Here is a 21,335-nt window from a genome sequence, read left to right as displayed (position 1 = left end):
GACCTTCGGTGAAGGCCGCTGCCTTTTTTAGTGGTATATGTGATGATGAAATCATGGTAGTGAGATGGTCTCGTGAAAGGGGTCTGACCCCATAAACTTTTGTTTAGATTCAGTTTAGAAAAATTTAATGGGGTCAGACCCCGTGAAATCCCGGGACTTCATGGATGACCGTGACGATATTGGAGAAAACAATGACCAGAATTCTTTTATTCGGCGCGATGGGCGCGATGGGCAGAAATGTAATCAACTGTGCGAAGGCGATGGAGGATGCGACGATCGTCGCGGGTGTCGACCGTGAGGATCACTTCGATGATCCGGCGATCGGCTTTCCGGTGTATGGCAGCTTCGATGCGGTGAAGGAGGACTTCGATGTGATCATCGATTTCTCCGTGGCACCGGCCATCGACGGTCTTCTCGACTATGTGGAGAAGAGTGGAAAGGCGCTCGTGCAGTGCACAACCGGTCTTTCAGCGGAGCAGATCGCACGTGTACAGAAGCTTGCGGAGAAGGCTCCGATCCTTCGCAGTGCGAATATGTCGATCGGCGTGAATCTGCTCCTGGAGCTCGTGAAGACTGCAGCCCAGAAGCTCTATGAGAAGGGCTTCGACATCGAGATCGTCGAGCAGCACCACCATCGCAAGATGGACGCCCCGTCCGGTACCGCACTGGCACTGGCAGATGCGGTCAACGAAGCACTCGATGACAGGCTGACCTATGTGTATGACCGTTCCCAGCGGAAGGCAGCCCGTCCGCACGAGGAGCTCGGTATCAGTGCCGTTCGTGGTGGCACACTGCCGGGGGTTCATGATATCATCTTTGCAGGCGAGGATGAGGTCATCACCTTCAACCACACTGCGTACTCGAGAGCGATCTTCGCAAACGGCGCACTCAATGCAGCCCTTTTCCTCCACGGAAAGGCAGCCGGCATGTACTCGATGCAGGATGTGCTCGCCTGAACGGGTCGGAACATTCAGGGAGGCAGAGGGGTCTGACCCCATAAACTTCAGTTTAGAATCTGTTTAGGAAAAATTAATGGGGTCAGACCCCATTAAAAAAGTATAAACTTCGGTCGTCAGCATTGCGCTCAGCGATGTTGCAATATAAAACATGCTTACGGTAAGGAGAAAAACATGGCGGAATACAATCGTTACACAAGCCCACTGACAGGACGTTATGCATCGAAGGAGATGCAGTACATTTTCTCACAGGACAACAAGTTCCGGACCTGGAGAAAGCTCTGGATCGCACTGGCAGAGACGGAGCATGAGCTGGGCCTCAACATCACGAAGGAGCAGATCGATGAGCTGAAGGCACATCAGGATGAGATCAATTATGAGGTGGCAGAGGCACGTGAGAAGGAAGTCCGTCACGATGTTATGAGCCATGTGTATGCGTACGGCGTACAGTGCCCGAACGCGAAGGGTATCATCCACCTCGGTGCGACCTCCTGCTATGTCGGCGACAACACCGATATCATCATCATGCGGGAGGGGCTCGAGCTCGTGCATAAGAAGCTCGTCAATGTCATCAACGAGCTCAGTAAGTTCGCAATGAAGTATAAGGATATGCCGACGCTCGCGTACACCCACTTCCAGCCTGCACAGCCGACAACCGTTGGTAAGCGTGCGACCCTGTGGCTGAACGAGCTCGTGCTCGACCTCGAGGATCTCGAGTATGTACTCGGCTCCCTGAAGCTGCTTGGCTCTAAGGGCACCACCGGCACCCAGGCGTCCTTCCTCGAGCTCTTCGACGGCGACCATGCGAAGTGCCGCCAGCTCGACCAGATGATCGCAGAGAAGATGGGCTTCACGTCCTGCTATCCGGTATCCGGTCAGACCTACAGCCGTAAGGTCGATTTCCGTGTTCTCAGCGTGCTCGCCGGCATCGCCCAGTCCGCGCATAAGTTCACGAACGACATCCGTATGCTCCAGCATATGAAGGAGGTCGAGGAGCCGTTCGAGAAGCACCAGATCGGTTCCAGTGCGATGGCCTACAAGCGGAACCCGATGCGTTCCGAGCGTATCGCCTCCCTCGCAGACTACGTGATCTCCGATCTCATGAATCCAATGCTGGTATCCTCCACGCAGTGGTTCGAGCGTACACTCGATGACTCCGCAAACAAGCGTCTGTCCGTACCGGAGGGCTTCCTCGCCATCGATGGTATCCTCGATCTCTACCTGAACGTCGTCGATGGTCTCGTGGTATACCCGAAGGTTATCCGCAAGCATCTCATGGCGGAGCTGCCATTCATGGCGACCGAGAACATCATGATGGATGCGGTAAAGGCTGGTGGCGATCGTCAGGAGCTGCATGAGAAGATCCGTCAGCTTAGCATGCAGGCTGGTAAGACCGTCAAGGAAGAGGGTAAGGACAACAACCTCCTCGAGCTGATCGCGGCAGATCCGAGCTTCCATCTCTCCCTCGAGGATCTCGAGGCCAGCATGCAGCCGGAGCGCTATGTCGGTCGTGCACCGAAGCAGACCGAGGAGTTCATCACCGAGGTGATCAACCCGATTCTCGAGAAGAACAAGGAGGTGCTTGGACTCACCGCTGAGATCAATGTCTGATCCCGTTACAACAGACCGTGCCCGGAGGGGCGGCAACAGAAACACAGTACTCCGAGCTCGGTAAAATCTAAGCCAGGAACCCTAAGCGGCACTAGGCCCTCTGCAATCACTGGGTTTTCTTTATGAAAACTCAGCGTTGCAGAGGGTGCTAAGGAAAAAGGCACCAAGTGCCGCTAAGGGAACCCGGCTTGATTTTACACGACCTCTCCGTATGGATTCTGTTGTCGGCCCTCCGGGCCTTTTTGATTTGTGACGTGGTGTGCAGTGAAGGGGGAAGTGTATGGAAAAGAGCAGTATCCTTCCATGGATCAATACAGAATATTCCTATCAGCTGGCGAAGCGGATGGAGCAGTTCCGCTCGCATCCGGAGCTCGGCTACCGGCCGGCAGGATCAAAGGCGGAGTTTGCGACCGGCGAGATACTGCGGGAGGAGATGGAGCGCATCGGTCTCCGGGACGTCCATAAGGATCAGATCTGCGTGGATGCCTGGGAGTTTCATAAGGCAGAGCTTGTATGGCGACGTGCAGATGGCAGTGTCGGGCTGCGGTCGCTGCTCGGTGGCTATCAGACCACGTTTCAGACCGACGGGCCGCAGGAATTCGGCCTCGTCTACGTCGGGAAGGGCACGGCAGCTGACTACGAGGGGAAGGATGTGAAGGGAAAGCTGGTCCTCGCGGATATCAATCAGCGCGACGAGTGGTGGATCAATTTCCCGGTCTACCAGGCCTATGTTCGTGGTGCCGCCGCGTTGATCGCTGTGCAGGAGGGCGGCTTCGCGGAGATCCAGGATGAAGCGCTGAACGCACAGGATATCGCGGGTCCGGCAGAGGCGGCCGCCTTTTCGATGTCACGCTCAGATGCCGCAGTGCTGAAGCAGGCACTCCGGGAGACACCGGAACTCCGGGTGACCCTCGACGCCGACAGCACCGTCACGGAAAAACAGCGCTCCTACAACATCGTCGGCACGATCCCGGGCGAGGATCCGACGCAGATGATCCTCCTGTCGGCCCACTATGACTCCTACTTCAGCGGCTTTCAGGATGACAATACGGCGGTGGCAATGATGTTCGGCATCGCGAAGGCACTGATCGACAGCGGCTACCGGCCGAAGAAGACCATCGTCATCGCGGCGCTGGCGGCGGAAGAGTGGGGCATCGTGAACACGAAGTATGACTGGTCGACCGGTGCCTACCAGCAGGTCTTTCAGGTCCGTCCGGAGTGGCAGGGCAGGGTCGTGGCTGACTTCAACTTCGAGCTTCCAGCGCACGCCCATGGACCGAAGGACGCCGTGCGCAGCGTCTATGAGTACGTGCACTTCCTCGAGCAGGCCGTCGCCGACATCCCGGTGGATCCCGCGGCGTATCCGGAGGGACTCGAGGTGCATGCGCCGATCCAGACCATGTCCGACGACTTCTCGATGGCCATCGCCGGCATCCCGTCCATGGTAAACGAGTTCACGGACAGCAGCTTCATGGAGACGCACTATCACTCGCAGTTCGATAACGAAGCCTATTATCATGAGCCGGTCTACCGTTTTCATCACCTCTTATACGGCACGCTGATTCAGAAATTCGACCAGCTGATCCTCCCGCCGATGGACTTTTCCGCACTGTTCGAAGCGATGAACAGAAGCATTGACCTGCGCTACGCCGGCCTCGTCGGCGAACTGGGCGCGGAGCTCGATGCCGTGACGAAGGAGGCGGCCGCCCTCGGGCATACCGTGTACCGCTGGATCGCGTCGGTCAATGCTTCCGGCGTGACACCATCACGCGCCGGGGAGTGCACGGAGATCCTGATGAAGGCATTCCGAAAGGCCCAGGACTCCTTCGTACGCCTCGACTGGCAGGATACCGTCCTCTTCCCACAGCAGGCGGTACGGCAGAACCTCACGCATATCAAGGACGCCATCCGCTGCCTCGAGGAGAGCGATGCCCGCGGTGCCCTCGATGCCATCTATGAAATCGATAACAACTGCTATGCCTTCCAGTTCGATGAGGAGGTATTTAACTACTTCACCGACTATGTCTTCTGCCAGCCGAAGGAGCGCCTCCAGTGGGGAGCCGGACGGATCGTGCATCATGAGAATCTGTACCAGCTGGTGCAGAAGCTGAAGCACAAGGCAGAAGCCGGCAGCGTGGATTTCGAGGAGGAGCTTCGCATCCTGAACCGCGTACGCAAGAACCAGGAAGAGTGCTATAAATCGGATCTCGAATACATGATACGGGAAACAAACAATATCATCCAGAGCCTGAAACAGATTTCAGCGATCGCTGATGGAAAGGAATGTTAAACAGGATTTACTATGGATAGTGACAAATTGTACCGCGTAAAAAAGGAAGATATCCCGAAGCTGGAGCGGCTGTTGACGGTCTGCTTCGCGAAGGATCCGCTGTACTGTAAGCTGATTCCGGACGAGGATACACGGAATCGTCTGCTGCCGGAGCTTTTTCACTGTGATCTAGAGGAGATGTTCGAGACCTGCGAAATCTTCGCAGACAGCCCGGAGCTGAATGGCATCCTGGTCGTATCCGACGAGTCGGAGCCGTATAATTTCTTCCGCTATTACCTGACCGAGCTTCGCGCGAATCTGAAGACCGACGAGTACCTCATCAAGGAGGACCCGAGCCTCCGGGCCTTCTGGAACTTCGTGCTCGGTAAGGACTATCTGAACGAGAAGTGGACCGACCAACTCCACCAGGAGGAGCGCATCCACATCATCTACCTCGCCGTCGATCCCGAGAAGCAGCATCATCACATCTCCTCGATCCTCATGGACGAGGCCATCGCCTACGCCGACGCACATCATCTCATGATGTCCCTCGAGACCCACAACGAGCATAACGTCGCCATGTACGAGCATTTCGGCTTCAAGCTTTACGGCGTGATGGAAAAGCACTTCGACCTCAAGCAGTACTGCCTCATCCGAGAGGTGCAGTAGAGGCCATCTTAAGAATTTCGTAAGGGGGTCTGACCCCATAAACTTTTGTTTAGATTCGGTTTATGAAAATTTAATGGGGTCAGACCCCATAAACTCGAGAGGTCAAGACCCCTTGAAATCAGGCCGTATTCCCGATATAATAACCTTGTCTGTGCGTAAGCACGATACAGGAGGTAGTGAGCATGGAGCTTAGACGAATACTCGCGATTCTCGCACTGGTCATCATCGCGTTTCTCCTCGTCGCCGTACTGTATTTCGCAGTGACCGGAGCGAACCAGTACCTTCTGGCCTGTTTATTCTGTCTGGTCGTCGTACCGGTGGTGATCTACATCTTCATCTGGTTCACGAAACTGACAAACAAAAAATAATGCAGGATGTTCTGGTCACGAATCTCTCACATACATCCGGGTGAGGACGCCCGAGATGGACTGTGTCAAAAAGGTGAAGAACATCCATAGTATCCATACACGGATGCTATCCTTAGGAGGATTCACATGGTAAGAGCAATCGTTGGAGCAAACTGGGGCGACGAGGGCAAGGGCAAGATCACCGATGTGCTTGCCGAGACCTCGGATATCGTTGTACGTTTCCAGGGTGGCGCAAATGCCGGCCATACCATCATCAACAATTATGGTCGTTTCTCACTCCACCTTATGCCGAGCGGCATATTCTATAATCACACCACATCCGTACTCGGAAATGGTGTGGCACTCGATATCGAGAGGTTCTGTGCAGAGCTGAAGTCCATCGTCGACGCCGGCGTTCCGACCCCGAAGATCCTGGTATCCAACCGTGCACAGGTTATGATGCCATATCACGTTCTGTTCGATACACTCGAGGAGGCGAGACTCGCCGGTAAGAGCTATGGCTCCACGAAGTCCGGCATCGCACCGTTCTTCTCTGACAAGTATGCGAAGATCGGTCTTCAGGTAAGCGAGCTCTTCGATGAGGAGGTCCTTCAGGATCGTCTGCACAAGGTCATCGAAATCAAGAATGCGATCCTGCGTGAGCTTTATCATGCACCGGAGATCAACTACGACGAGCTCCTCGAGGAGATGCATCGTCAGAGAGATATGATCGCACCGTATGTGACCGATACCTCGAAGTTCCTGCGTGAGGCACTGAAGGAAGGTAAGACCGTCCTGCTCGAGGGTCAGCTCGGTACCATGAAGGATCCGGATCACGGTATCTATCCGATGGTAACCTCCAGCTCCACACTCGCAGCCTATGGTGCCGTCGGTGCCGGTATCCCTCCATATGAGATCAAGGATATCGTCGCTGTAACGAAGGCATATTCCTCCGCAGTCGGTGCCGGTGATTTCGTTTCCGAGCTCTTCGGTGAGGAGGCAGATGAGCTTCGTAGAAGAGGTGGCGATAAGGGTGAGTTCGGTGCAACCACTGGACGTCCGAGAAGAGTCGGCTGGTATGATGCCGTCGCTTCGAAGTATGGTTGCCAGCTTCAGAGCGCGACCGAGGTCGCACTGACCGTCCTCGATGTACTCGGCTACCTGAAGGAGATCAAGGTCTGCGTAGGCTATGAGATCGATGGTAAGGTAACCACCGACTTCCCGGTTACACCGCTCCTTAACAAGGCAAAGCCGGTCTATGAGACCCTGCCGGGCTGGAACTGCGACATCCGCGGCATCAAGAACTATGACGAGCTTCCGGAGAACTGTAAGAACTACATCGACTTCATCGAGAAGCACATCGAGACCCCGATCACTATGGTTTCCAATGGTCCGGAGAGACACGAGATTCTGAAGAGAACCCCGAAGATCTGATCGCGTGACAAATACTAGTATAAACGAGGCGCCCATTGCATCACTGCAATGGGCGCCTCGTTTTTGTGGGTATAGATGAAGGGGTACGATGTCCTTCTCGCGGATGATTTCCACCTCGGTTTCGGTCATCATCGCCGCGCCCTGGAGAATCTTTTCGAAGCGTGTGCAGACGTTGTCGAGGTAAGCGCGGTTATAGGAACGCACGTAGAAGCTCGCCTCCGAATAGGCCGGCACGACATTGGCCGGTGTGCCGCCGCAGTTGGTGACTGTATAATGGATCTTCACGTCGGATGCGACGTGCTCACGTAAAAACTCAACGCCCTGGAAGGCGAGGATGAGGCCATCCAGCGCACTGCGACCCTTTTCCGGGCGGAGCGCAGCGTGCGCACTGGTGCCGTGGTAGATTACCTTATACTTCGAGTTCGCGAGCGACTTCACATCCACCTGCGTATTCGGACCGCCGTGCATCATGAAGGCCACGTCGAGATCGGTGAAATCGCAGCCGTTCCGGATCATCTGGATCTTACCGCTGATGCTTTCCTCGGCAGGGGTTCCGTAGACCGTGATGGTATAGGCCTGGTCCAGGTCTGCTTCTTTCAATGCCTTCGCCGCAGCGAGGATGGATGGACCCTGCAGATGATGACCGCAGGCGTGTCCGAGGCCTGGAAGCGCGTCATACTCACAGAGCAGTCCGATGTTCGGGCCGCCGTTCCTGTGGTGGAAGACGGCCTTAAATGCGGTCGGGACACCCGCAATGCCGGTTTCGACCTCGAAGCCTTCGCGCATAAGCCACTGTGTCAGAACGTCAAGGGCATGAAACTCCTCCATGCCGGTTTCCGGGTGATCGAAGATATCGTCGGCCATCGCGATCAGCTCTTCCCGAACGCCATCGATCGTTTGAAATAATCTTTCCTTCAAATTAAAAGCACCTCCGTTTTTTGATGAGCCCATTATACAGGGCAGCGGAAGTGCTTGTAAAATATAGAAAACAAAAGATTATTATTTATACTTATTTAACAATATAATTGTTAAGAATTCTACAACTTGCCTTTGACATCTATTTCACAGGATTGTATAATTTAGAACGAAATCTATGATTTTGTATGCAATATCTACAAAATCATATCACAGGAGAGCGTATTAACATGGCAAAGAAAGAAATATCACAGGCGGTTATCCAGAGACTTCCTAGATATTATCGATATCTCGAGGATCTCATGGATCAGGGGATCGAGCGCATTTCGTCGAACGAATTAAGTAAGCGGATGAAGCTCACGGCGTCGCAGATCCGTCAGGACCTCAATAACTTCGGCGGCTTCGGTCAGCAGGGCTACGGCTACAACATCCGAAATCTGCATGATGAGATCGCGAAGATCCTGAACATCGATGAGGAGCATGAGATGATCATCGTCGGAGCCGGTCACTTAGGACAGGCACTGGCGAACTATACAAATTTCCGAAAGCGCGGCTTCATCGTAAGAGCTATCTTCGATCAGGACCCGACGGTTATCGGTACCCGGGTAGGCGATGTTGAGGTGCTTCCGATGGAGAAGATCGATGAGGTCGTGAAGGCATCCAATGTCAAGATGGCAGCGGTCTGCATCCCGAAGACACCGGCCGTGAAGGTAGTCGAGCAGCTGATCGCCGACGGCGTCGTTGGTATCTGGAACTTCGCGCACGTCGATCTCGAGGTTCCGGATGATGTCGTCATCGAGAACGTGCATCTCTCCGAGTCGCTGATGCGTCTCAGCTACCGTATGGGTGAAGCCTACGGACGGAAAGAAGCGGAGGACGAGGCATAAGATGGTGATCGGTATCGGCACCGACATCCTGGAAATCAGCCGTATCGAGAGTACCCGGCGAACAGGCACGGAGACTCGTATTTTTACGGATCATGAGCGCCGGCAGGCATCTGGAAGAGATTCCATGCTTGCCGGTGATTTTGCATGTAAGGAGGCGGTCGCGAAGTGCTTCGGCACCGGCTTCCGCGGCTTCCGCCCGATCGACGTCGAGGTGCTCCGGGATGAACTCGGGAAACCCTATGTCGTGCTTCACGGCGCTGCCCGCACACTGTATGACGAGCTGGGCGGACGCTCGATTCAGGTCTCGATCTCCGACACGAAGGAGCTCGTCATCGCATTTGCCATACTGGAGGGCACAGATGGACACAGACAAGACGACCTATCTCAAGAAGATTCCGGCACGCCGGAGCGACAGTAATAAGGGAACCTACGGAAAGATCCTCGTGGCCGCCGGCTCGGAGGGCATGTGTGGTGCCGCTTACCTCGCCGGTCTCGCCGCCTATCGCAGCGGCGCCGGCCTCGTGCGCATCCTGACCCCTGCGTCGAACCGCCTCATCGTGCAGTCCCTGCTTCCGGAGGCGATCTTCACCGGCTACGATTCGGACAGTAATTTCCGGGTCCTGTCCGAGGCCAATGTCTCCTGGGCGGACATCCTCGTGCTGGGGCCAGGTCTCGGCACCGAGGCGCTGAGCGTGACGCTCGTTCGCGAGCTGCTGCAGGCCATCGCAGCGCAGTGTGATGCAACGCCGTCGAAATGGCTTGGGAAATTCCCGCTTCTGCTGATCGACGCAGACGGCCTCAATATCCTGAGCGTCCGTCCGGAGCTCATGCAGCTCGTCGACCAGATCGCACGGCAGATCCCGGTGGTCGTCACGCCACACCCGATGGAGATGGCGCGCCTCTCTGCGGTTTCGCTGCAGGAGATCCTTCAGTGCCCGGCCCACGCGGCGGAAGCATTGGCCGCGGCACATGGCACCATAACCGTGATGAAGGGCTCGGAAACCATCGTCCTGGATGCCGACGGACACGCCTTCCAGAACCTGGAGGCGAGCCCGGCCCTCAGTAAAGGCGGCTCCGGCGACGTCCTGTCCGGTGCCATCGCCGGCGTCTATGCCGTCCTGCGCGCCGACCGAATCGACGCACTGAACGAAGTCCCGCCAGAAGAACAGCGTACGCGTTGGCGCAGGATGGCCTTCGACGCAGCCGTCACCGGCGTCCTGCTCCATGCAGAAGCCGGACGACAGGCCGCAAATATCCACGGAACCCACGGCGTACTCGCCAGGGAAACGGCGGACATGCTCGGAATCGTGATGCATGCGTGAAGATGATTCCTGCGACCCGCCCGCCGTTCTAAGATGCAAACATGTCAGAAAAGCTTGATTCTACGCCGTTTTTACGTTATAGTACTAGAGTTTGATTTAAACATCGATCAATTTTATATATGTAATTGAGGAGAGTATTATGTCAGGACATTCCAAGTTTTCAAACATCCGTGCTAAGAAGGAAAAGAATGATGCCGCAAAGGGCAAAATTTTCACCATGATCGGCCATGAGCTCGCACTGGCTGTAAAGGCCGGTGGACCTGACCCAGCTAACAACTCCAAGCTCGCTGCTGTCATCGCGAAGGCAAAGGCAAACAACATGCCGAACGACACCATCAACAGCGGTATCAAGAAGGCAGCCGGATCCATGGATGCGGATAACTTCGAGGAGCTTCAGTACGAGGGCTACGGCCCGAATGGTGTAGCCATCATCGTCAAGGTTCTGACGGATAATAAGAACCGTGCTGCAGCGGATGTACGTTCCGCATTTACGAAGGGCCACGGCTCACTCGCAACGCAGGGTGCCGTTTCCTTCATGTTTGACGAGAAGGGCCAGATCATCCTCGACCGTGAGGCGATGGACGATATGGGTAAGGACTTCGACACACTGATGGATATGGCCATCGAGGCTGGTGCCGAGGACATCACCGACGAAGAGGATTCCTACGTGATCATCACGGATCCGGCGGACTTCGAGACGGTTCGCGAGAACATCGAGAAGCAGGGCATCCCGATGGCAGAAGCGGACGTCGTGATGATCCCGCAGAACTACGTATCGGTTACCGATCCAGAGGTCGTAAAGGGACTTCGCAGAACCCTCGACCTGCTCGACGCATCCGAGGACGTTCAGACTGTATACACCAACTGGGAAGAAGAGAATGAGGAGTAAAAAAAAGACCGCGTAAGCGGTCTTTTTTTTATGCATTGAGTAGGTTCTTCGGCTCCACCGTCACCGACCAGTTCGTATGATAGATGACGAAGCCCGGTGCCTGATTCGGCACCTTCCGAAGATTCTTCCGAATCGTATAATCGACCTCGACCTTCGGATCCTCACGATGCGAAGAGAAGTACGCCGCGAGCTCCGCCGCCTCGATGAAGACCCGGTCCGGCACCTCCTCCATCGGCTGCCCGCCCGTCTTCACGATGACATGCGAACCCGTCACGCCCTTCGCGTGGAACCAGAGATCCCCGCCATCCCCGAGTCGGAAGCTCACGTCCTCGTTCTGATAATTATTCTTTCCGATGAACAGCTCATAGCCGTCGCTCGTCACCCAGTGGTACGGCTTCGACTTCCGCTGCAGCCGGTTCTTTCCCTTTCCCGGCGTCTTATGCAGGAAACCGAAATCGATCATCTCCCGACGGATATCCTGCAGATCCTCCTCGGACTCCGCGATATCGAGCGCCGTGCGAATCGACTCGAGGTGCTCGACCTCCTTCCGCGTCTCCTCGAGCTGCACCGTCACGTTCTCCTTCGTACGCTTCTGCTTCTGGTACTTCTCGAGGTAGCGCTTCGCATTCTCCGCCGCAGAGAGATCCTTCTGCAGTGGAATCGTGATCTCACTGTTTGTATAGTAGTTCTCGCAGACCAGCTGATCCTCCCCACCCTGCAGCGAGTAGCCGTAGGTGTGCAGCAGCTCACCGTATACGCGGTACTTATCCATGCCCTCGGTATCCCGGAGCTGCTTCTCCTGAATCATCAGCTTCTTCCCGGCACGCTCCATCAGCGTCGTCAGCACCTTCCGGAGATCCGTCGAACGCTGACGGATCCTGGAGCTCTTATCCTTCTCACTGTAGAAGCGGCGGATGACCTCACTCATCGAGTCGAAGTGCTCGACCTCGAAGGCGGCGTCCGCCTCATACAGCGTGAGATCGAAGGCGGAGAAGTCCGTCGGCACCTCATCCTGGTAGACGATGACCGGATCCGGCTGCCGCTCGATTGCAACTTCTTCTATAATATGATGGAAGCTTCCGTACAGTGCGGCCAATGCTTCTGCCGGCTGGCAGTTCGCGGAGAGGTCGGGATCGACACCGGCGCGGTGACAGAGCTCGGAGGCCGTCAGTGGACTGAGACCCGTGATGTGATGGAAGAGCGCCTTGAAGACCGGCTCCGGCTGCTGCGCGAGCAGCGCACAGAAAGCGGCTTCATCGAGTGTCAGCGGATTCTTCTTTACACCCGCATCCGGGATGAAGTACGGACGATTCGGCAGCACCTCCCGCACGGAGGACTGGGAAGCGGAGATGCGCTTCACGGAATCGATGATGCTGTGGTCATCGCGGAGCAGGATGATGTTCGAGTACTTGCCCATCAGCTCGACCGCGAGGTAGCGCTTTCCGAGGTCGCCCATCTCATCGAGATGCTCGATGGTGAAGAGGATGACACGCTCGAGACCGTCCTCGTGCAGCGCCTGGTCCGGCTGTCGCACGTCGAGGATCGCACCGTTTCCGATGTGCTTCCGGAGGGCCATACAGAAGGTCGGCGCGTTGATCGGCGCCGGCTTCGCATCCTCCGTGAGGGTGCAGAGCGGAAGGGACGGATTGACCGAGATCTGTACCTTCACATTATCCTTCTGATTTCGCACGGTCAGCTGGATCTCATCCTTCTCCGGCTGTGTGATCTTCGCAATCCTGCCGCCGATCAGACGCTCGCGAAACTCCTTTACGGTCGCCGAAACGACCAGTCCATCATATGCCATAGCACATCGCCTTTCTATATCAAAAACCTTACGTGACAGTTCAGACAGGGGACCCCACGACCTGAACTGTTAAAACTTTACTTCTAAATTATAGTAGACTATAATTTATTACATATGACTAAAAAACGCAAGCCGCCCTCGGGCAGGCTGTGCACATCGAGGTAATCTATGAAATTAAAAAGCATGACCGGATTCGGACGCGCCGAGGTCTCGAACGACCAGTACCGCCTGTCCGTGGAAGTGAAGTCGGTCAATTCCCGTTTCCTGGATCTCAGCATCAAGATGCCGAAGAAGTTTAATGCACTCGAGGCCAATATCCGAAACACTGTGAAGGAGTACATCTCCCGTGGCAAGGTCGATCTCTTCATCACCTACGAGAGCTTTTCAGAGAAGGGAAAGGCCCTCCGGCTCGATCTGCCGCTCGCGAAGGAGTACCTGGAGTCCATGCGTACACTGGTGAACGCGCTGGGAGTCGAGGACAATGTTAAAGTCACCAATCTGGCGTCGCTGCCGGATGTGCTCGTGCTCTCTGAGGAATCTGAGGATGATGACGCGCTCTGGGAGAGCCTGAAGCCGTCACTCACCGGTGCACTCGAGCGTTTCTCCGAGACCCGTGTGATGGAGGGCGAGAACCTCCAGAAGGATCTCCTCGGAAAACTCGCCGAGATGGAAGCCATCGTGAACCGTATCGATGCGCGTTCGCCGGAGATCACAGCCGCCTATGAGGCGCGTCTTCGTGCGAAGGTATCGGAGCTCCTCGAGGGTACCGGCATCGACGAAGCCCGCATCGTGCAGGAGGTGACGATCTACTCGGATAAGATCTGCACCGATGAGGAGCGGGTACGCCTGCACAGCCATATCAAGAATATGCGGACGAAGCTCCAGAACGACGGCCTCGTCGGTCGTGAGCTTGATTTCGTCGCACAGGAGATGAACCGTGAGGCGAACACGACGCTCAGTAAGGCAAACGACCTGATCGTATCGGAGGATGCGATCGGGCTGAAGACCCTGATCGAGAAGATCCGTGAGCAGATTCAGAATCTTGAGTAAGGAAGGTATACATGGAAAAGGGAGTTTTAGTTGTGATTTCCGGCTTTTCAGGAGCCGGTAAGGGAACGCTGATGAAGCAGCTTGTTTCCCGTTATGATCAGTATGCACTGTCGATCTCAGCGACGACGCGCCAGCCGCGCGAGGGCGAGGTCGATGGACGCGAGTACTTCTTCAGGACGAAGGAGGAGTTCGAGGAGATGATCGCACAGGATGCGCTCGTGGAGTACGCGCAGTACGTCGAGCACTACTACGGCACACCGAAGAAGTATGTCGAGGAGAACCTCGAGGCCGGAAAGGATGTACTACTCGAAATCGAGATCCAGGGCGCACTGAAGATCCGCGAGAAGTACCCGGAGGCGATCCTGATCTTCGTCACACCGCCATCGGGAGAGGAGCTTCGCCGCCGTCTCGTGGAACGTGGCACGGAGACCATGGAGGTCATCGAAAAGCGCCTTCGGAGAGCCATGCAGGAGTCGGAGGGCGTCGAGGCCTACGACTATATATTGGTAAACGATAATATTGACACTTGCACCGAAAAATTGCATAATCTCATACGTGCCGCGCACGAAAAGTCCAGCCGGCACATGGAGATCATCGAAAATGTAAGACAGGATCTGAGGAGGATAGAACATGTCACAGCAAACATATAATGACCTGATTGATGCAGCGAAGAATACGAACGCCATTCAGGACGACACGGATAAGCTCGTAGAGAGCCGTTACGCAGCCGTTATCGCCAGCGCGAAGCGTGCACGTCAGCTGATCGATGGTGCAGATCCTGTACTTCCGAACGCAGAAGGCAGAAAGCCGCTCGCGATCGCTGTCGAGGAGCTCGCACGGAATCTCGTGACCATCAAGCGTGGTACGGAGGTCGATGACGATCCGAAGATCGCGGCGAGAGAGAACCCGGGCTTCGCTTTTGACCTCGATGAGGACAGCGAGGACGAGGACAGTGAGGATATCATGCTGATGAACGATGCGCATGCAGCTTCCTCTGAGGATGACTACAACTCCGACAGCGAAGCATAATATATGAAGATTCACATGATATCCCTCGGTTGTGACAAGAACCGGGTGGACAGTGAGAAGATGCTTTCCAACCTGCTCGAGAAGTATCCGGGCAGTGAGCTCACCGATGATCCGGCTGAGGCAGATATTACAGTCATCAATACCTGCGCCTTCATCGGGGATGCGAAGGAGGAGAGCATCAACACCATCATCGAGAATGGTGAATATAAAGAAACAGGCAGGCTCAAGAAGCTCATCGTGGCGGGCTGCCTCGCAGAGCGCTACCGTGAGGAGATCCGAAAGGAGCTTCCGGAGGTCGATGAGGTCATCGGCGTGAAGGAGTATGTCGAGCGTCTGGATGTGCAGATGAAGCGTGTCGAGAACGCAGAGAACTACACGGCGTATCTCAAGATCGCCGAGGGCTGCGACAAGTGCTGCACCTACTGCATCATCCCGAAGCTGCGCGGACACTACCGCTCGGTGCCGATGGAACACCTTCTGGAGGAGGCGAAGCGACTTGCTTCCGAGGGCACGAAGGAGCTGATCCTCGTGGCCCAGGAGACGACCCTCTACGGTGTCGATCTCTATGGTAAGAAGAGCCTTCCGGAGCTCCTGAACCGGCTTTCGGAGATCGAGGGTCTCGAGTGGATCCGTATCCTGTACTGCTACCCGGAGGAGATCACGGACGAGCTCATCCAGACGATCCGTGATAACCCGAAGGTCGTACACTACCTCGACATCCCGATCCAGCATGCGTCGGATAAGATCCTGAAGAACATGCACCGTCGGACCCGTGAGTCGGAGCTCCGTGAGCGCATCGCGACGCTTCGTCGTGAGATCCCGGACATCGCCCTTCGGACGACCCTGATCACCGGCTTCCCGGGCGAGACAGAGGAGGACTTCGACATCCTGAAGAACTTCGTCACGGAGATGCGCTTCGACCGCCTGGGTGTCTTCCCGTATTCGCAGGAAGAGGATACGCCGGCTGCGGAGATGGAGGGCCAGGTGCCGGAGAAGATCAAGCTTCAGCGGCAGGATGAGATCATGCGGCTGCAGCAGGGGATCGCTTTCGAGAAGGCGAGAGAACAGATCGGACGAGAACTCAGGGTTATCATCGTCGGATATGATCCGGAGCATAACGAGTATCTGTGTCGTTCCTATATGGATAACCCGGATATCGACAGTCTCGTCTATGTCGATGCAGGTGAGTATCATAACGAACTCAGCGGTGATATGATTTCCTGTCGTATCATCGAGGCGGATGGTTATGATCTGATAGGAGAGAGAATCTGATGAATCTGCCGAATAAACTGACTTTATTACGAGTTGTACTGATTCCGGTGTTTGTGGTACTGCTTCTCCTGGAGGGCGGACAGAACGATACGCTCCGCATCGCAGCGCTGATCGTGTTCTGCTTCGCCTCCTTCACGGATTTCCTGGATGGTCAAATCGCACGCCGGAACAATCTGGTGACGAACTTCGGAAAGTTCATGGACCCGCTGGCGGATAAGCTGCTGGTCTGCTCCGCACTGATCTGCATGATCGAGCTCGGACAGCTTCCGTCCTGGTACGTCATCACCGTGATCGCCCGTGAGTTCATCATCTCCGGCTTCCGTCTGGTGGCGGCCGACAACGGCATCGTGATCGCCGCATCCTGGTGGGGAAAGTTCAAGACGACCTTCCAGATGCTTACGGTCATCCTGCTGATCCTGAACATCCCGGCACTTCATACCGTGACGCTGATCATCGCAGGCGTCGCCTTCGTCCTGACGCTGGTATCCCTGCTTGACTACATCGCAAAGAACTATAAGGTTATCACCGAGGGCGGTATGTAAGGAGAGAATCCGATGATTTTTTCTAAGCACATGTACTATGGAAGGCATGCAGCAGAGCACCGGTCCTATATCCTGGATAACCTCCGGAAGGGCCAGTTCCAGCCGGGGGCGTACGTCATCGTGCGTGCACCGGAGCCCAATCTATATGAAATCTACAATCAGGCCATGTTCCTGAATCCGAAGCTCGATACGGAGACGGTCGAGGTACTCGGGATCGGCTATGGCTATCGGGATACGATCGACTGCGTCACACAGATGCTGAAGGATCGCCACATCCTGTAAACACGAGGAGGACAGCAGATGCTTTTATGTATGATATTAAAAGTCATCGGGCTCGTCCTCCTCTTTCTTTTACTGCTGCTCCTGCTTCTCCTCGGACTCGTCCTGCTGGTCCCGTTCCGCTATGCGGGTGCCGGCCATAAGGGCGAAGCGGCCACGGATTACGCCGCGCACCTCGAGCTCAGCTGGCTTCTCCATATGGTGCAGCTCCACGCGGACATCACCCCGGCGGGGCTTGCGTATTCCCTCCGCATCCTCTGCTTCCGCCCGGTCGATTCTTCCGGTGGTTTCGCATTACAGGATGAACATACAGATGTTGAGTTGAAGCAGCCTTCGAAAGATGAGAAAATATCGGAAGAGAGCGTGAACGTTCCTGAAAGTAAAGCAGAAGCATCTGAACGTGCTGCTGCACAGACGGCGGAGGTCGACAGCATTGAACTGAAAAGCAGTACGACGCCGGAGCAACTGAATGAGACGAAAACAGTGGCGGATGAAACGCCGACTTCCGACATCGATCAGGAAAGCAAAACGAAACGTACATCCCCTGCGGCTGAAGAACCGAAGAAAAAGAAGAGGAAAAAATTCTTATTTGCTGATAGAATAAAGAGAATCTGCGAAAAGGCTTCCTCGCTTCGCGAGATGGTGGAGGATGAGGAGAATCAGAAGGCCGTCCGTCTGCTGATTTCCAGAGTGAAGTACCTGCTTCACCATCTTCGCTTTCGGAAGTTCGAAGGTCGACTCGCGTTCGGCTTCGAGGATCCGGCGATGGTGGGACGGACGCTCGCTGTGCTCAGCCTGTTCTACCCGCTGTACGGGGAATGCTTCACGATCACGCCGGTGTTTGACCATACGCTGTTCGAGGGCGAGATCACACTGAAGGGACATGTGCGTCTCATCCACATCCTGATCGCGGGGATACAGCTGATGATGAATAAGAAGATACGCGGGCTCGTGCTCGATCGTATATAAGGAGGCTCAGTATGAGTGATTCTACGAATGTAAAAGATATACTCGATACCATGTTTAAGGGCATGGACGGTTTCGTGAATTCGAAGACCGTCGTTGGTGAGCCGGTGAAGGTCGGCGACGCCACCCTGATTCCGCTCATCGAGGTCAGCTGCGGCATGGGTGCCGGCGGCTATGTAAAGGAGAAGGATGCAAAGAATGGTGATGGTGGTGCGGGAGCGCTCAGCTCGAAGATCACCCCGACCGCGATCCTCGTGCTTCAGAACGGAAATACGAAGCTCGTCAATATCAAGAACCAGGATGCCATCACGAAGCTCCTCGATATGCTTCCGGAAACCATCGATAAGATCACCGGCGGCAGCCGCATCTCGAAGAGTGCCCAGGCAGCCGCGGACGAGATGGCTGAAAAGGCGACGTCGGAAACCGTCGTCGAGGATGCAGAAACCCTGTAATGCCGCTATACTGACTTTACATTTCGTGTCCCGGATGATATTTTGGAAAAAATGCGTAAAAGTACTTGCAATACAAATGGAGATTTGTTATTATAGGCGAGTCGCGAATTCAGGGGCATGATTGTGTCTCGATTCGATTAATTTGAAAGGGAGGTGCAACCATGGCAAAGTGCGCAATTTGTGAGAAGGCAGTTCACTTCGGAAATCAGGTAAGCCATTCACATAGAAGATCAAACAAGATCTGGAAGGCTAACGTTAAGTCTGTTAGAGTAAAGGTAAATGGTGGTACAAAGAAGATGTATGTATGTACTTCCTGCTTAAGATCCGGTAAGGTTGAGCGTGCATTCGGTACAGCCAAGGCTTCAGAGGCAGTAGCTGCAACAGAGAACGCTTAATTTTGAGATCGTTTGATTGAAAGATTATTGGGCATTACGATCGAATCGTAATGCCCTTTTTCTGTTTTAAGCGCTCCATAGATATGGTATAATCATAGTGTTTATGATTTAATATAGATCCTTATTCGGGAGGTACGATATGAGAGGAACGATTGCATCCAAAATGGGTGAGATTCAGATAACGCCAGACGTTATTGCAGCCTATGCGGGTATGACCGCCGTTGAGTGCTTCGGCATCGTGGGTATGGCGAAGGTTTCTGTACAGCAGGGCCTGGTCAAGCTCCTCAAGCGTGAAAGTCAGTCCAAGGGCATCCTCGTAACGATGGAGGAGGACGGAATCTCTCTGGACTTCCATGTCATCGTGGCATACGGCGTCAGCATTCAGGCGGTCGCGGAGAACCTGATCGAGAATGTCCGCTACAAGGTAGAAGAGTATACTGGTATGAAGGTGAAGGATGTGAACGTCTATGTAGAGGGCGTTCGCGTCATTGACTAAGTAGCTTTACAAGGAGGAATTACCTGTGGGTGATCAGATAGATGCTTTACAGCTGAAAAATGCATTTCTGGCTGGCGCGAACAACTTAAACGCGAAGAAGGAGTGGATCAATGAGTTAAACGTGTTCCCTGTACCGGATGGCGATACAGGTACGAACATGACCATGACCATCATGTCAGCGGCACGAGAGGTCGCCGCGATCAGTGCACCGACCCTGGAGAATGTCGCGAAGGCGATGGCCAGCGGCTCTCTTCGTGGCGCACGCGGAAACTCCGGTGTCATCCTGAGCCAGCTGATTCGTGGCTTTACGAAGGAGATTCGTGAGCATGCGGATGAGGCAGGAATCGATAACCTGATCATGGCACGTGCCTTCAGCCGTGCCGTGGAGACGGCGTACAAGGCGGTCATGAAGCCGAAGGAGGGTACGATTCTGACGGTGGCGAAGGGCATGGCCGATCGCATCACCGAGCTTTCAGTGACCGATGAGGATCTCATCACGCTGCTGGAGAAGGTCGTCGCGTACGGTGACGAGGTGCTCGCGAAGACCCCGGAGATGCTTCCGGTACTGAAGGAGGCGGGTGTCGTCGATTCCGGCGGACAGGGCCTCATGACGGTCGTGAAGGGTGCCCTGGCTTCGCTCAAGGGAGAAGAGGTCGTCCTCGATCTCGGCGATCAGGGCGCGGCGAAGGCCGAGGCTCCGGTGGAGCGGAAGTCCCGTGGCGAGATCTCAACGGCGGACATCAAGTTCGGTTACTGCACCGAGTTCATGGTGAACGGTGATCATGAGTTCACGGATGAGGAGGTCGACAGCCTGCGTGCGTGGCTCGGCGGGGTCGGTGACTCCATCGTCTGCTTCTCGGATGAGAACATCATCAAGGTACATGTCCATACGAATCACCCAGGCAATGCCTTCGAGAAGGGCCTCAGCATGGGTTATCTCTCGAAGATGAAGGTCGATAATATGCGCCTCGAGCATCATGAGGTGCTCATCGAGGATGCCTCGAGGATCGCAGAGGAGAAGAAGGAAGAAGCTGCGTCTGCAGCGGCACCGGAGAAGCCGGAAGAGCCTGCGAAGGAGTACGGCTTCATCTCGGTATCGGCCGGTGATGGACTCACGGAAATCTTCCGCGGTATCGGCGTCGATTATGTCATCGAGGGCGGTCAGACGATGAATCCGTCCACCGAGGACATCTTAAACGCCTGCGATCAGGTCAATGCAGAGACGATCTTCGTCCTTCCGAATAACAAGAACATCATCCTCGCAGCCAATCAGGCGAAGGATATCATCGAGGATAAGAACATCATCGTCGTTCCGACAAAGACGATCCCGCAGGGCATCACAGCGATGATCAGCTTCAGCCCGGATATGAATCCAGAGGAGAACCTCGAGGCGATGAAGGATGCGTCCCAGTGCGTACGCACCGGTGAGATCACCTATGCGGTCCGCAACACCACCATCGACGGCCATGCCATCGAGAAGGATGACATCATGGCCCTGGGCGATGACGGTCTGCTGGCCGTCGCGAAGGAGAAGAACCAGGCGGTTCTGGAGGCGCTCAAGGCAATGGTAAACGACGAATCTGAGATCATCACCATCTACTATGGTCAGGACATCCCGGAGGAGGAAGCGGAGGCACTGGCTACGCGTATCCGTAAGGCGTACCCGCAGGTCGAGACCGAGCTTCAGTACGGCGGACAGCCGATCTACTACTATTTCCTGTCGGTAGAGTAATCGTATGAACGAAACGGAG

22 protein-coding genes and 1 pseudogene are annotated in these 21,335 nt (G+C 55.1%); 21 read left to right on the top strand and 2 right to left on the bottom strand.

From position 1 onward, the window contains the following. Positions 1-191: 191 nt before the first annotated feature. The 6 genes from dapB (at position 192) to ACTNC3_RS02375 (ending at position 7,286) form a co-directional block, all read left to right on the top strand. Entirely contained in the window at positions 192-956 is a 765-nt protein-coding gene (dapB, locus tag ACTNC3_RS02400) for a 4-hydroxy-tetrahydrodipicolinate reductase (protein ID WP_441226336.1), read from the top strand. 174 nt (positions 957-1,130) lie between these two features. Next, on the top strand, positions 1,131-2,567 hold the full coding sequence (gene purB, locus ACTNC3_RS02395; RefSeq protein WP_410043466.1) for an adenylosuccinate lyase: 1,437 nt from the start codon (positions 1,131-1,133) through the stop codon (positions 2,565-2,567). A 280-nt stretch (positions 2,568-2,847) separates the two neighbouring features. Next, positions 2,848-4,857, top strand: a complete 2,010-nt coding sequence (locus tag ACTNC3_RS02390) for a M28 family peptidase (protein ID WP_441226335.1) — start codon at positions 2,848-2,850, stop codon at positions 4,855-4,857. Between the two features lie 12 nt (positions 4,858-4,869). After that, the gene (locus tag ACTNC3_RS02385; protein ID WP_410043468.1) at positions 4,870-5,505 is read left to right on the top strand and encodes a GNAT family N-acetyltransferase; all 636 of its coding nucleotides are present in this window, start codon (positions 4,870-4,872) and stop codon (positions 5,503-5,505) included. 182 nt (positions 5,506-5,687) lie between these two features. After that, a complete protein-coding gene (locus ACTNC3_RS02380) occupies positions 5,688-5,873 on the top strand; it encodes a phosphate ABC transporter substrate-binding protein (protein ID WP_410043945.1) in 186 nt (61 codons plus the stop codon). A 126-nt stretch (positions 5,874-5,999) separates the two neighbouring features. Then, positions 6,000-7,286, top strand: a complete 1,287-nt coding sequence (locus ACTNC3_RS02375; protein ID WP_410043946.1) for an adenylosuccinate synthase — start codon at positions 6,000-6,002, stop codon at positions 7,284-7,286. Positions 7,287-7,427: 141 nt separating this feature from the next. Here ACTNC3_RS02375 and ACTNC3_RS02370 read toward each other — a convergent pair. Next, positions 7,428-8,114 (bottom strand): annotated as a pseudogene (locus tag ACTNC3_RS02370) (M20/M25/M40 family metallo-hydrolase); the annotation flags it as partial. Positions 8,115-8,431: 317 nt separating this feature from the next. Between ACTNC3_RS02370 and ACTNC3_RS02365 the strand changes: the two are divergent. The 4 genes from ACTNC3_RS02365 (at position 8,432) to ACTNC3_RS02350 (ending at position 11,299) form a co-directional block, all read left to right on the top strand. Further along, complete coding sequence (locus ACTNC3_RS02365; RefSeq protein ID WP_410043948.1) at positions 8,432-9,088, top strand: redox-sensing transcriptional repressor Rex; 657 nt, start codon at positions 8,432-8,434, stop codon at positions 9,086-9,088. Between the two features lies 1 nt (position 9,089). Then, the gene (gene acpS / locus ACTNC3_RS02360; RefSeq protein WP_441226334.1) at positions 9,090-9,506 is read left to right on the top strand and encodes a holo-ACP synthase; all 417 of its coding nucleotides are present in this window, start codon (positions 9,090-9,092) and stop codon (positions 9,504-9,506) included. Further along, positions 9,448-10,410 carry an NAD(P)H-hydrate dehydratase gene (locus ACTNC3_RS02355; protein ID WP_441226333.1) on the top strand — a complete coding sequence of 321 codons (963 nt, stop codon included), beginning with the start codon at positions 9,448-9,450 and terminating at the stop codon, positions 10,408-10,410. Before acpS ends, ACTNC3_RS02355 begins: the two co-directional genes overlap by 59 nt. Before the next feature lie 139 nt (positions 10,411-10,549). Next, complete coding sequence (locus ACTNC3_RS02350; RefSeq protein WP_410043951.1) at positions 10,550-11,299, top strand: YebC/PmpR family DNA-binding transcriptional regulator; 750 nt, start codon at positions 10,550-10,552, stop codon at positions 11,297-11,299. A gap of 28 nt (positions 11,300-11,327) precedes the next feature. Here the strand turns inward: ACTNC3_RS02350 and ACTNC3_RS02345 are convergent, their stop codons facing one another. Continuing rightward, a complete protein-coding gene (locus ACTNC3_RS02345; RefSeq protein WP_441226332.1) occupies positions 11,328-13,103 on the bottom strand; it encodes an Rqc2 family fibronectin-binding protein in 1,776 nt (591 codons plus the stop codon). A 168-nt stretch (positions 13,104-13,271) separates the two neighbouring features. Here ACTNC3_RS02345 and ACTNC3_RS02340 point away from each other — a divergent pair, with 168 nt between their 5' ends. The 11 genes from ACTNC3_RS02340 (at position 13,272) to ACTNC3_RS02290 (ending at position 21,316) form a co-directional block, all read left to right on the top strand. After that, positions 13,272-14,153 carry a YicC/YloC family endoribonuclease gene (locus ACTNC3_RS02340; RefSeq protein ID WP_410043953.1) on the top strand — a complete coding sequence of 294 codons (882 nt, stop codon included), beginning with the start codon at positions 13,272-13,274 and terminating at the stop codon, positions 14,151-14,153. A gap of 11 nt (positions 14,154-14,164) precedes the next feature. Next, positions 14,165-14,803, top strand: coding sequence for a guanylate kinase (gene gmk, locus ACTNC3_RS02335; protein ID WP_441226331.1), 639 nt, complete (start codon positions 14,165-14,167; stop codon positions 14,801-14,803). Continuing rightward, the gene (gene rpoZ / locus ACTNC3_RS02330) at positions 14,784-15,182 is read left to right on the top strand and encodes a DNA-directed RNA polymerase subunit omega (protein WP_410043955.1); all 399 of its coding nucleotides are present in this window, start codon (positions 14,784-14,786) and stop codon (positions 15,180-15,182) included. The genes gmk and rpoZ overlap by 20 nt, the downstream gene beginning before the upstream one ends. 3 nt (positions 15,183-15,185) lie before the next feature. Further along, on the top strand, positions 15,186-16,454 hold the full coding sequence (gene rimO, locus ACTNC3_RS02325) for a 30S ribosomal protein S12 methylthiotransferase RimO (RefSeq protein ID WP_410043956.1): 1,269 nt from the start codon (positions 15,186-15,188) through the stop codon (positions 16,452-16,454). Then, positions 16,454-16,996, top strand: coding sequence for a CDP-diacylglycerol--glycerol-3-phosphate 3-phosphatidyltransferase (gene pgsA / locus ACTNC3_RS02320; RefSeq protein ID WP_441226330.1), 543 nt, complete (start codon positions 16,454-16,456; stop codon positions 16,994-16,996). Before rimO ends, pgsA begins: the two co-directional genes overlap by 1 nt. A 12-nt stretch (positions 16,997-17,008) precedes the next feature. Continuing rightward, positions 17,009-17,278, top strand: a complete 270-nt coding sequence (locus ACTNC3_RS02315) for a hypothetical protein (protein WP_410043958.1) — start codon at positions 17,009-17,011, stop codon at positions 17,276-17,278. A gap of 18 nt (positions 17,279-17,296) precedes the next feature. Continuing rightward, positions 17,297-18,244: a DUF2953 domain-containing protein gene (locus tag ACTNC3_RS02310; protein ID WP_441226329.1), complete on the top strand. Its 948-nt coding sequence runs from the start codon at positions 17,297-17,299 to the stop codon at positions 18,242-18,244. Between the two features lie 11 nt (positions 18,245-18,255). Continuing rightward, on the top strand, positions 18,256-18,693 hold the full coding sequence (locus ACTNC3_RS02305; RefSeq protein WP_410043960.1) for a GerW family sporulation protein: 438 nt from the start codon (positions 18,256-18,258) through the stop codon (positions 18,691-18,693). A 161-nt stretch (positions 18,694-18,854) separates the two neighbouring features. Further along, positions 18,855-19,088 carry a 50S ribosomal protein L28 gene (rpmB, locus tag ACTNC3_RS02300; RefSeq protein WP_410043961.1) on the top strand — a complete coding sequence of 78 codons (234 nt, stop codon included), beginning with the start codon at positions 18,855-18,857 and terminating at the stop codon, positions 19,086-19,088. A gap of 139 nt (positions 19,089-19,227) precedes the next feature. Further along, complete coding sequence (locus ACTNC3_RS02295) at positions 19,228-19,584, top strand: Asp23/Gls24 family envelope stress response protein (protein WP_410043962.1); 357 nt, start codon at positions 19,228-19,230, stop codon at positions 19,582-19,584. A gap of 25 nt (positions 19,585-19,609) precedes the next feature. Next, a complete protein-coding gene (locus ACTNC3_RS02290) occupies positions 19,610-21,316 on the top strand; it encodes a DAK2 domain-containing protein (protein ID WP_441226328.1) in 1,707 nt (568 codons plus the stop codon). The last annotated feature ends 19 nt before the right edge of the window (positions 21,317-21,335 follow it).

It is taken from the genome of Oribacterium sp. HCP3S3_B9, assembly GCF_052064255.1.
In the GTDB taxonomy this organism is placed as follows: domain Bacteria; phylum Bacillota; class Clostridia; order Lachnospirales; family Lachnospiraceae; genus Oribacterium.
Note: the sequence above shows the minus strand (reverse complement) of the source record. Positions and strands in the feature narration are given on the sequence as shown.

Coding starts and splice junctions, on each gene's coding strand:
- ACTNC3_RS02390 (WP_441226335.1), top strand. CDS start 2,848: ATGGAAAAGAGCAGTATCCTTCCATGGATCAATACAGAATATTCCTAT.
- gmk (WP_441226331.1), top strand. CDS start 14,165: ATGGAAAAGGGAGTTTTAGTTGTGATTTCCGGCTTTTCAGGAGCCGGT.
- ACTNC3_RS02380 (WP_410043945.1), top strand. CDS start 5,688: ATGGAGCTTAGACGAATACTCGCGATTCTCGCACTGGTCATCATCGCG.
- ACTNC3_RS02295 (WP_410043962.1), top strand. CDS start 19,228: ATGAGAGGAACGATTGCATCCAAAATGGGTGAGATTCAGATAACGCCA.
- ACTNC3_RS02365 (WP_410043948.1), top strand. CDS start 8,432: ATGGCAAAGAAAGAAATATCACAGGCGGTTATCCAGAGACTTCCTAGA.
- pgsA (WP_441226330.1), top strand. CDS start 16,454: ATGAATCTGCCGAATAAACTGACTTTATTACGAGTTGTACTGATTCCG.
- ACTNC3_RS02345 (WP_441226332.1), bottom strand. CDS start 13,103: ATGGCATATGATGGACTGGTCGTTTCGGCGACCGTAAAGGAGTTTCGC.
- dapB (WP_441226336.1), top strand. CDS start 192: ATGACCAGAATTCTTTTATTCGGCGCGATGGGCGCGATGGGCAGAAAT.
- ACTNC3_RS02310 (WP_441226329.1), top strand. CDS start 17,297: ATGCTTTTATGTATGATATTAAAAGTCATCGGGCTCGTCCTCCTCTTT.
- acpS (WP_441226334.1), top strand. CDS start 9,090: ATGGTGATCGGTATCGGCACCGACATCCTGGAAATCAGCCGTATCGAG.
- ACTNC3_RS02355 (WP_441226333.1), top strand. CDS start 9,448: ATGGACACAGACAAGACGACCTATCTCAAGAAGATTCCGGCACGCCGG.
- ACTNC3_RS02375 (WP_410043946.1), top strand. CDS start 6,000: ATGGTAAGAGCAATCGTTGGAGCAAACTGGGGCGACGAGGGCAAGGGC.
- ACTNC3_RS02340 (WP_410043953.1), top strand. CDS start 13,272: ATGAAATTAAAAAGCATGACCGGATTCGGACGCGCCGAGGTCTCGAAC.
- ACTNC3_RS02315 (WP_410043958.1), top strand. CDS start 17,009: ATGATTTTTTCTAAGCACATGTACTATGGAAGGCATGCAGCAGAGCAC.
- ACTNC3_RS02350 (WP_410043951.1), top strand. CDS start 10,550: ATGTCAGGACATTCCAAGTTTTCAAACATCCGTGCTAAGAAGGAAAAG.
- ACTNC3_RS02305 (WP_410043960.1), top strand. CDS start 18,256: ATGAGTGATTCTACGAATGTAAAAGATATACTCGATACCATGTTTAAG.
- rpmB (WP_410043961.1), top strand. CDS start 18,855: ATGGCAAAGTGCGCAATTTGTGAGAAGGCAGTTCACTTCGGAAATCAG.
- purB (WP_410043466.1), top strand. CDS start 1,131: ATGGCGGAATACAATCGTTACACAAGCCCACTGACAGGACGTTATGCA.
- rimO (WP_410043956.1), top strand. CDS start 15,186: ATGAAGATTCACATGATATCCCTCGGTTGTGACAAGAACCGGGTGGAC.
- rpoZ (WP_410043955.1), top strand. CDS start 14,784: ATGTCACAGCAAACATATAATGACCTGATTGATGCAGCGAAGAATACG.
- ACTNC3_RS02385 (WP_410043468.1), top strand. CDS start 4,870: ATGGATAGTGACAAATTGTACCGCGTAAAAAAGGAAGATATCCCGAAG.